The organism is Alkalibacterium sp. s-m-28, from assembly GCF_054658175.1.
In genome coordinates this window covers 1-276 of the sequence record NZ_BAAGIQ010000364.1, presented here as the reverse complement: position 1 = coordinate 276, position 276 = coordinate 1, and the positions used below count along the sequence as shown (strand labels likewise).

Here is a 276-nt window from a genome sequence, read left to right as displayed (position 1 = left end):
AGTGGTACTCACATTTTACCAAAGAGAGCTGTCTTTTTCTTTACCTTTAAGCTGATTAATCTAAATAATCCTTATAATGTAAAGGATAGAACGGAGTTCTTAGGGGTGCGAAACTTGAGTTATAAAGTATCGAAGAAAAGTCATCACTCCCCCCTGTTTCAGATTACGCCAAAGATATGTTTCTAAGAATTAGTACAAACTACAACATCACTCTCATCGAATGGAATGAAGATAGAGACCACATTCATATCCTGTTCAAAGCTCACCCTAACACAG

The 276-nt window shown here is 36.6% G+C and carries 1 pseudogene; it reads left to right on the top strand.

Features of this window, described 5'->3' with window-relative positions:
• Positions 1–121 precede the first annotated feature (121 nt).
• Positions 122–276 (top strand): annotated as a pseudogene (locus ACYQ4S_RS12630) (transposase); the annotation flags it as partial.